Raw genomic sequence first — 7,496 nt, 5'->3', positions numbered from 1 at the left:
GGAGGCGGTGCCTCCCGGCCGTCGCCGTGTCCGACGTCACCGTCACCGCGCGCGGCACCCCCGTGTCCGTGCGTGGCAGGGCGTCGGTGTGGACTGCCGGCCGCGTCCCCCGAAACGGCCGGCAGGGGCAGGTGGAACGACCTGCAGCCCGTGCACCCCCGAGCGCGCACGGACAGACAGGCCGGCGGTGACGTGGTGGTGCGTCACCCGTTCTTGAGGAACCCCCCGCTCTTGAGGAGTCCCCGCTGCTGTCACGGTCGCCATGGCTGCCTCCATCAGGTGAGTGCGTGGCGCACCATCGTGCGGAACTGCTCCGAGGGTTCGATGCCGAGCTCCGTGCGGAGCAGCCCGCGGAACGCCTTGAAGTGGCGCATCGCCTCCGCGAGGTTGTTCTCGGCGAGGTGCACCGTCACGACGGCCCGGTGCGCGCTCTCGCGCAGGGGATCGATCCGGGTGCACTCCAACGCGGCCTCCAGGGCGGGGGCGTACTGCTCCCGCACGACGAGCCGCGCCGAAAGGGCCTCGAGTGCGTGCAGCCGCAGCTGGTGCAGCCGCTCGCGCTCGAAGACCACCCAGTCCTGGTACCAGCCGGGCAGCAGCTCGCCCATGCCCATCAGCGAGGCGCACGCGGCCCCGGTCCCCTCTGCCGATGCCGTGAGTATGCGGCGGGCCGTGACGGTGAAGTCCTGGACGTCGAGGCGGACGCGCCCGCTGAGCGCGAGCACCCCGGGCCGTGGGTCGGCGACGGCCGAACTCGCCGTGTTGAGGCGCCAGATGGCGGTACGGAGACAGGCGCGCGCACGCTCCTCGGTGACATCGGGCCACAGGGTCCCGGCGAGCACCGAACGGGTCGCGGGGCCGCGAAGACCGAGCAGGGCGAGCAACTGCTGCCCGCTGACGGACACGTCGACCTGCCCGCCGCCGTCGTCCTCGCCGCGGCTGAGGTGGAATCCCCCGAGCAGCCGCAGACGCAGGGCCGGTGGCGCTTCGTCGCGTACCGCCTGACGTTCCGTGACAGCCATCTGTGCACCCCCGATAGTGCGTCCCGTCCCCTGATCAGCCAAGAACCTACGCCGGGCAGCGGCAGGGGTGCCTCAGGGAACCGCCCAGGGATAACCCCGGTGTGCGGGGGCTCCGGCCAGGGGACGGACTAGGAGGACGTGCGCCGGTCCTGGGGGGCGAAGTGGTGCACGAGCCCGATGCGCGAGGCGATCCCGAGCTTCGTATAGGTGTGGCCCAAGTGGTACTCGATGGTCTTGACGCTCAGCGCGAGGGCGGTGGCGATCTGCCGGTTGGTGAACCCCTGCGAGGCAAGCCGCGCGACGGCCAGCTCCTGCGGGGTGAGCCCTTCGGCGGCGGATTCGAGGTCCGCCGGGTCGTGCGCGGGCCGCGGGGGCGCCGCACGCCCGCAGGCGTCGAGCTCCCGCTCGCACCGCGCCAAGTAGGGCGCGGCGCCCAGTTCGTTCATCGTCGTGTACGCCGCCTGCAGCTGGGTCACCGCGACCGAGCGGCGGCCGATCCTGCGCAGGAACGCCCCGTGGTCGAGCTCGACGCGGGCGCGGCCGAAGGGTGAGGGGACCTGCGCCGCCTGGTCGTGCGCGCGCAGGAACGACGCCTGGGCGCGGTCCGTCTCCCGGCGCGCCGCGTGCAGATTGCCGCGCACCCGTGCCGCCGCGGACAGCGCCGAGTGCTGCCCGCGCGCCGACGCCCGCTCCTCGAAGGGGCGGAGCACCTCCTGTGCCTCGTCGAACTCGCCGAGCTGGATGAGCGCGTCGACCAGGAGTTCACGCCAGGACACCACGCCCGGTTCGTTCACCCCGTCGTGCGTGGCGAAGCCGAGGAGCGGCCGCAGCGCCTCGACGACCCGCTCCGGCTCCGCGCGGGCCTCGGCGAAGGCCCCGTGCGCAGAGGCCGCGTAGGCGTACGCGAGTGCGCTCTCGTCGCAGCCCGGTGCGTCCAGTGCGAGCCGCAGATGGACCGACGCGCGGTCCCAGGAGCCGCGTGCCGAGAGGATCCAGCTGGCGATGGCGTGCGTGACGGGCTTGAGCCACGACTGCTCGGTGTCGTCGGCGATCGACGCGGAGGCCTCGGCGTGGATCAGCGCCTCGTCCCAGTCACCGAGCCGGTGCAGGGTCTGCGCGAGTGCCGATGCGGAGAGCAGCCGCAACGGAACCGATCCCCTGCGGCAGTTGGCCACGGCCCCGAGCAGGTCCGTACGTGCGCCCGGCAGATCGTCCGACCAGAGCCTCAACTGTCCTCGGGCCAGGAGCAGATCAATCTTCGCGGGCGGTACGAGCAGGGGGTCGGGAAGATCACCGGCGAGCTCGATCCCCTTCTTGGCGAACCCGCTGAGGCCCAGCGCCAGAAGGTGGTTGAAGCGCAGCATCCGGCTCGGCCCCTGGAGGGTGGAGAGCCGCTGTGCGCGCTCCGCCCACTGGGCGGCATCGGCGGAGCGCCCCCGCATCACGGCGGCGTAGCTCAGCTGCTCGGCCGCCCGCGCGGCCAGCGAGGGGTCGCTCTCCTGATCGCACTGGTTCCAGGCGTCGACGAGCAGCGTCTGCGCCTGCTCCATGCGCCCCTGGACGCGCGCCACATATCCGCGTACATAGCCGCGCAGCGCCGGATCCGCGCCCGCCGAAAGACCGGCCGCGAGCTCGGCCGACTCGTGCACCCGGCCGTCGAGGAGCAGCGCCTCGACCGCCTCGACGGCGAGCCGGTCGCGCTCCAGGTCGGTCGTCGCCACGCGGGACGCGTGCCTCAGATGGGTGCCCGCGACCGCCCACTGCCCGGTGGCCGCCTCGCGCCGGGCGCAGGCGGCGAGCGCCGCGGCGAGATGCTCGTCGGGTCCTGTGGAGGCGAGCACGCGGTGCCGCAGACTCGCGTAGTCGTCGCCGACCAGGGCCGCGGCCCGCGTATGCAGATCGGCCCGGTGCGCGGGGCCGATGTCCTGGTAGACCGCGGCATGGACGAGCGGATGCGGGAAGGAGATCTCGGGAACGGCACCCGGGTGCGTCTCCTTCAGAAGACCTGCCTTGACGGCCCGTTCGAGCGCGGGCAGCGGCGCGGTGACGCGGGCGAGCGATGCGGCCACGCTCAGCGGGCAGGAGAGCCCGAGCACACTGACCGCCTGGACGAGCCGCAGCGCCTGGGAGCCGCACTCCGCGAGGTTGGCGAGCACCAGCATGGCGTACGAACGGGGCGCGGGCAGCGGTGTGGTGACGTCCCGCAGGACGTGCGAGGGCACCTGGTCGAGCAGCGCGCGGGCGTGCAGCGGATTGCCGTGCGTGTGGTCGTGGAGGCGTACGGAGGCGGAGTGCGGCAGCCGGTCGGACCACAACTGCGCGCTGAGCGAGCCCAGTTCGTCCGGACTGAGTCCGCGGAGCGGGATCCGCCGGGTGCGGACGTCGGCGAGCAGCCGGCGAATGCCGTCCGGCAGCTGGGGCGCCTGCGGATCCCGGGCCGTCACGATCGCAAGGACCTTGTCGACGCGCAGCCGCCGCAGCGCGAAGGTCAGCGCGTTCAGGGACGCGGAGTCGGCCCAGTGGGCGTCGTCGAGCACCAGGATGACGGGGCCCTTGTCCTGCAGCTCGCTCAGCAGGTCGAGCAGCCCGAAGCCTGCCGATAGCGGCGGCAGGGTGCCGGGCGCCGAGCGGGGGGTGCGGACCAGCGACCCCAGGCAGTCCGGCAGCGGGATCGGGCTCTGCCCGACGAACTGGGCGAGCACCCCGCAGGGCAGAGCGCTCTCGTTCTCCTCGCCGCTGGCCTGGAGTACGCAGGCGTCGCCCGCCGTGTCCAGGAACCTGCGCACCAGCGCGGTCTTGCCGATGCCGCCGGGCCCGTCGACCAGGACGAGGCGCGGCACCCCCTCACACGCGCTGCGGAACTCGTCCTGGAGCGCGGCGAGTTCACGCCTGCGCCCGGAGAACGCCTCATGCGGCGCCGGTGTGTGGACATGGCCGTTCAGTATGCCGCCGGACGTCATCACCGCCCCCACATGTCGGCACCCGGTACGGACGCCGGAACCGTGACGGCGAACCGTGCCGGGCGCATGGCCCTGAACGTCCACGATGATGCCGAAACCGGTGTCGGTACAAGCAGATTCCCGGCACCCGGAGAGCTGATTGCCGTGCCGTGGGATCAGGCGCCACAGGAGTCACCATCCGCCGCGGAGGCCGGTTCTCCGTTCTCCGCGGAGGCGGCGTCCGGGGGCGGTTCGAGCAGCGAGAGCAGTTCGAGCCAGCCGTGGAACTGCGTGCAGTGGCCCTTGTTCCCGTCCTCATTGTCCTCATCCACCACGTTCCCGTGCACGCCCCCAGGCGAGCGGAACACCTCGATGACGTAACGCACAACGCCCTCCCGAGGGCCGGCGAAGGCCCCGAACCGTGACACATCGCGACAGGGATCCACGGTACGAATCCCGGTTCGCCCGTCGCGTCAGGGAGTCACCTAGGGATGTCCCCAGTCGCCGACCCTTGGCCAAGGCTGTGCCACCCCGAACGCCTCCTGAAATAACGTAAGTTGTGATGTTTCTCGTCACTCTCTGTGGCATCCTTGCCCTCCACACGCATCAGTTGCACGCGGGGGTGTCACATGATTGCGCCGACTGAGCGCGCCCCGGAGGGCGGCGGCGAGACACGTACACCGGACCCCAGGGAAAAGCGCTTCCTCGGGCAGCAGTTCACCCTTCATCTCGTGGCGATGCTCGTCCTCGTGGCCGTCGCGGTCTGGGGCGGCACGGCGGCCGCGGTGACCGCGGCCACCCTCTTCATCGCGTACGCCTCGACCATGACGGGGCGTGCGGCCAAGAGCGAACGGCCCGAGGCGGCGCAGCACCTGCGGGCCTTCCTCGGCGCGATGTTCGTGGCGCTGCTTGTCGGCGCCGTCATCTGGGGCATCCGCTCGTGGGCGCTCGCGGGGCAGCCGGTCGACGTGACGTCCGGGGCGAAGCTGACGGACGCCACTCTCGACGCGGACGGAACGGCCAGGCTCACCGTGAAGACCGATCCGGGCGACAGCGCCGAACTGAGGGTGACCTTCGCGGCGCGGGACGGGGTGGCGGGGGGTTCTCCCTGCCTGGCCCTGAGCAGCCTGCGGTTCCAGGGCGCGGACATCGACGCGAAGGGCCCCGTCGACCTGGAACGCACCCTCACCACCACGCTCGGTCTGGTGGACGACACGGGGCCGGAGGTCACGGTCGACATCCAACTGGCCGACAGCGCCGACAGCTCCGACAGCAACGACTGCCGGGTCAGCCTCACGCTCGAGAAGGCGGAGTACCGCCGCTAGCCCAAGGGAGAGTCGATGTCCTTCAGATCCTTCAGAGCGGGACGTCCGCGACTCGCCGCCGCCGCATGCCTCCTCGCCCTCAGCCTGACCGCCGCGTGCGCCGACGGCGGGTCGGGGGGCGGCCCCGACAAATCCACGCCCTCGGGCGGCACCACCACGAAGAGCGAGACACCGGGCTCGATGTTCGACAAGGGGACGCTGAACGTCGCGGTGAAGAAGGGGCAGCCCGGCTTCAGCACCCGCAGCGAGGAGGAGGACGACTTCGCCGGATTCGAGGCGCAGTTGGTGGAGTTCCTCAGCTCGAAGCTCGACTTCAAGGCCGCGGACTGGGACGTCCAGTCACGCGACCGCGAGAACGTGCTGACCGACGCGAGCATGGACCTGGTGGTGGCCACGTACTCCGTCACCGACCAGCGGGACAAGGAGGTCGACTTCACCGCCCCGTACTTCAAGACCTACCAAGGGGTCCTTGTCCGCAAGGGCTACACCGGCATCGCGAGGCTGGCGGACGTCGACGGCAAGCGGGTGTGCAGCGTGCGCGGCTCCACCGGCGACCCGGACAGCGAACAGGACATCAAGGCGAAGAAGGCCATCCGTGCCGCCCTGGGCCAGGAGGTGGTGGCCGAACTCCGCAACAGCTACAAGACGTGCGTCAACGAGCTCATCAACGGCAACTTCGAAGCCGTATGGACGGACAAGATCATCCTTGAGGGCTTCGCCCAGGACCCGCGGTACGCCGACAAGGTCGAGGTGGCGCGGAACATCACGGTCAAGAACCGGCAGTTCTACGGGATCGGCCTGCGTGAGGGCCAGAGCGCGGACTGTCACCGGCTGAACGACGTCCTGGAGGAGTTCCTCCAGACCAGCTGGTCCCTGGCCTTCCAGACGTACTTCCCGAAGGTGACCGCCCGGGCCAGCGCCTTCGAGCAGGACTACAAGCCCACCGACGTCGAGTTCAGGAAACTCAGGAAGACGTCGTGCGGCGGCAAGTAGCCCTGCGCGGCGGCGAACAGCTCTGCGCGCGGCTCACATGCGGGGCTCACACCATCCGGTGGTACTGCTGGGGGGTGGCGACCTCGCCGCCCAACTCGTGCGCGGCGTGGCGGGCCCACGAGGGGTTGCGCAGGAGCTCGCGGCCCAGGAGCACCGCGTCCGCCTCGCCGTTGGCGAGGATCTTCTCCGCCTGCTCGGCGTCGGTGATCAGGCCGACGGCCGCCACGGGGAGCGACGTCTCGGCCTTCACCCGTGCCGCGAAGGGGACCTGGTAGCCGGGACCCGTCTTGATGCGCGCCTTCGGGGCGTTGCCTCCGCTGGAGACGTCCAGGAGGTCCACGCCGTGGGCGTGCAGTTCCTTCGCGAGGCGGACCGTGTCGTCGGCCGTCCAGCCCTCGCGCTCGTCCTCGGGGTTCTCCGTCAGCCAGTCGGTCGCGGAGATCCGGAAGAAGAGGGGCAGCTCCTCGGGCCAGACCGCGCGGACGGCGTCGACGACTTCGAGGGCGAGCCGGGAGCGGTTCTCGAAGGAGCCGCCGTACTCGTCCGTACGGTGATTGGTGAACGGCGAGAGGAACTCGCCGATGAGGTAGCCGTGGGCGCCGTGGATCTCGACCACCTCGAAGCCGGCGTCGAGCGCGCGCCGGGCCGCGTCCGCGAACTGGCCGACGACGTCGCGGATCTCCTGCGTGGTGAGCTCGTGCGGCAGGGGGTCGCCCTCGTCGAAGGGGAGCGGGCTGGGTGCGAGCGGCTGCCAGCCGTGCTCGTCCTGGCCGAGGGGTCCGCCGCCCTTCCAGGGACGGTCGGTCGACGCCTTGCGGCCCGCGTGGGCGATCTGGATGCCCGGAGTGGTGCCGTGGGTCTTCAGGAAGCCGGTGATGCGGCGGAACGCCTCGACCTGCGTGTCGTTCCATATGCCGAGGTCGGCGGGGGTGATGCGGCCCTCGGGGCTCACGGCCGACGCCTCGACGAGGATCAGTCCTGTGCCGCCGGCGGCGCGCGCCGCGTAGTGGGCGAAGTGCCAGTCGTTGGCGACGCCCGCGTTCGGTCCGAACACCTCGGTCGAGTACTGGCACATCGGTGCCATCCACACGCGGTTGGGGATGGTCAGCGATCGCAGGGTGTAGGGCTCGAACAGCGCGCTCACGGCGGGACTCCATTCGTCACGGACTTCGGGACTCCTCGTACGATAGACCTCGTAGTACGGCAGATGTCAAACT

6 protein-coding genes are annotated in these 7,496 nt (G+C 71.1%); 2 read left to right on the top strand and 4 right to left on the bottom strand.

What is annotated here, in order from left to right; genetic code table 11:
- Nucleotides 1-275: 275 nt before the first annotated feature.
- The 3 genes from ACFQ7F_RS16840 to ACFQ7F_RS16830 form a co-directional block, all read right to left on the bottom strand.
- Nucleotides 276-1,022 (bottom strand): BTAD domain-containing putative transcriptional regulator, encoded by a 747-nt coding sequence (locus ACFQ7F_RS16840; protein ID WP_383271017.1) that lies wholly within the window; start codon nt 1,020-1,022, stop codon nt 276-278.
- Between the two features lie 128 nt (nt 1,023-1,150).
- Nucleotides 1,151-3,982, bottom strand: a complete 2,832-nt coding sequence (locus tag ACFQ7F_RS16835; RefSeq protein ID WP_383271015.1) for an AAA family ATPase — start codon at nt 3,980-3,982, stop codon at nt 1,151-1,153.
- A 155-nt stretch (nt 3,983-4,137) separates the two neighbouring features.
- Entirely contained in the window at nt 4,138-4,347 is a 210-nt protein-coding gene (locus ACFQ7F_RS16830) for a hypothetical protein (protein ID WP_383271013.1), read from the bottom strand.
- A 243-nt stretch (nt 4,348-4,590) separates the two neighbouring features.
- On the opposite strand from ACFQ7F_RS16830, the gene ACFQ7F_RS16825 reads away from it, so the two are divergent.
- Together ACFQ7F_RS16825 and ACFQ7F_RS16820 are read left to right on the top strand one after the other, a co-directional pair.
- Nucleotides 4,591-5,286: a hypothetical protein gene (locus tag ACFQ7F_RS16825; protein ID WP_383271011.1), complete on the top strand. Its 696-nt coding sequence runs from the start codon at nt 4,591-4,593 to the stop codon at nt 5,284-5,286.
- A gap of 15 nt (nt 5,287-5,301) precedes the next feature.
- Nucleotides 5,302-6,279: a transporter substrate-binding domain-containing protein gene (locus ACFQ7F_RS16820; RefSeq protein ID WP_383271009.1), complete on the top strand. Its 978-nt coding sequence runs from the start codon at nt 5,302-5,304 to the stop codon at nt 6,277-6,279.
- 46 nt (nt 6,280-6,325) lie between these two features.
- On the opposite strand, the gene ACFQ7F_RS16815 is transcribed toward ACFQ7F_RS16820, so the two are convergent.
- Nucleotides 6,326-7,423 (bottom strand): NADH:flavin oxidoreductase/NADH oxidase, encoded by a 1,098-nt coding sequence (locus tag ACFQ7F_RS16815; RefSeq protein WP_383271007.1) that lies wholly within the window; start codon nt 7,421-7,423, stop codon nt 6,326-6,328.
- Nucleotides 7,424-7,496 lie beyond the last annotated feature (73 nt).

The organism is Streptomyces sp. NPDC056486 (genome assembly GCF_042795295.1).
Classification (GTDB): Bacteria; Actinomycetota; Actinomycetes; order Streptomycetales; family Streptomycetaceae; genus Streptomyces.
Note: the sequence above shows the minus strand (reverse complement) of the source record. Positions and strands in the feature narration are given on the sequence as shown.

Bases quoted from the DNA above. Each gene is read 5' to 3' on its own strand.
- ACFQ7F_RS16840 (WP_383271017.1), bottom strand. From the start codon at position 1,022: ATGGCTGTCACGGAACGTCAGGCGGTACGCGACGAAGCGCCACCGGCC.
- ACFQ7F_RS16835 (WP_383271015.1), bottom strand. From the start codon at position 3,982: ATGACGTCCGGCGGCATACTGAACGGCCATGTCCACACACCGGCGCCG.
- ACFQ7F_RS16825 (WP_383271011.1), top strand. From the start codon at position 4,591: ATGATTGCGCCGACTGAGCGCGCCCCGGAGGGCGGCGGCGAGACACGT.
- ACFQ7F_RS16820 (WP_383271009.1), top strand. From the start codon at position 5,302: ATGTCCTTCAGATCCTTCAGAGCGGGACGTCCGCGACTCGCCGCCGCC.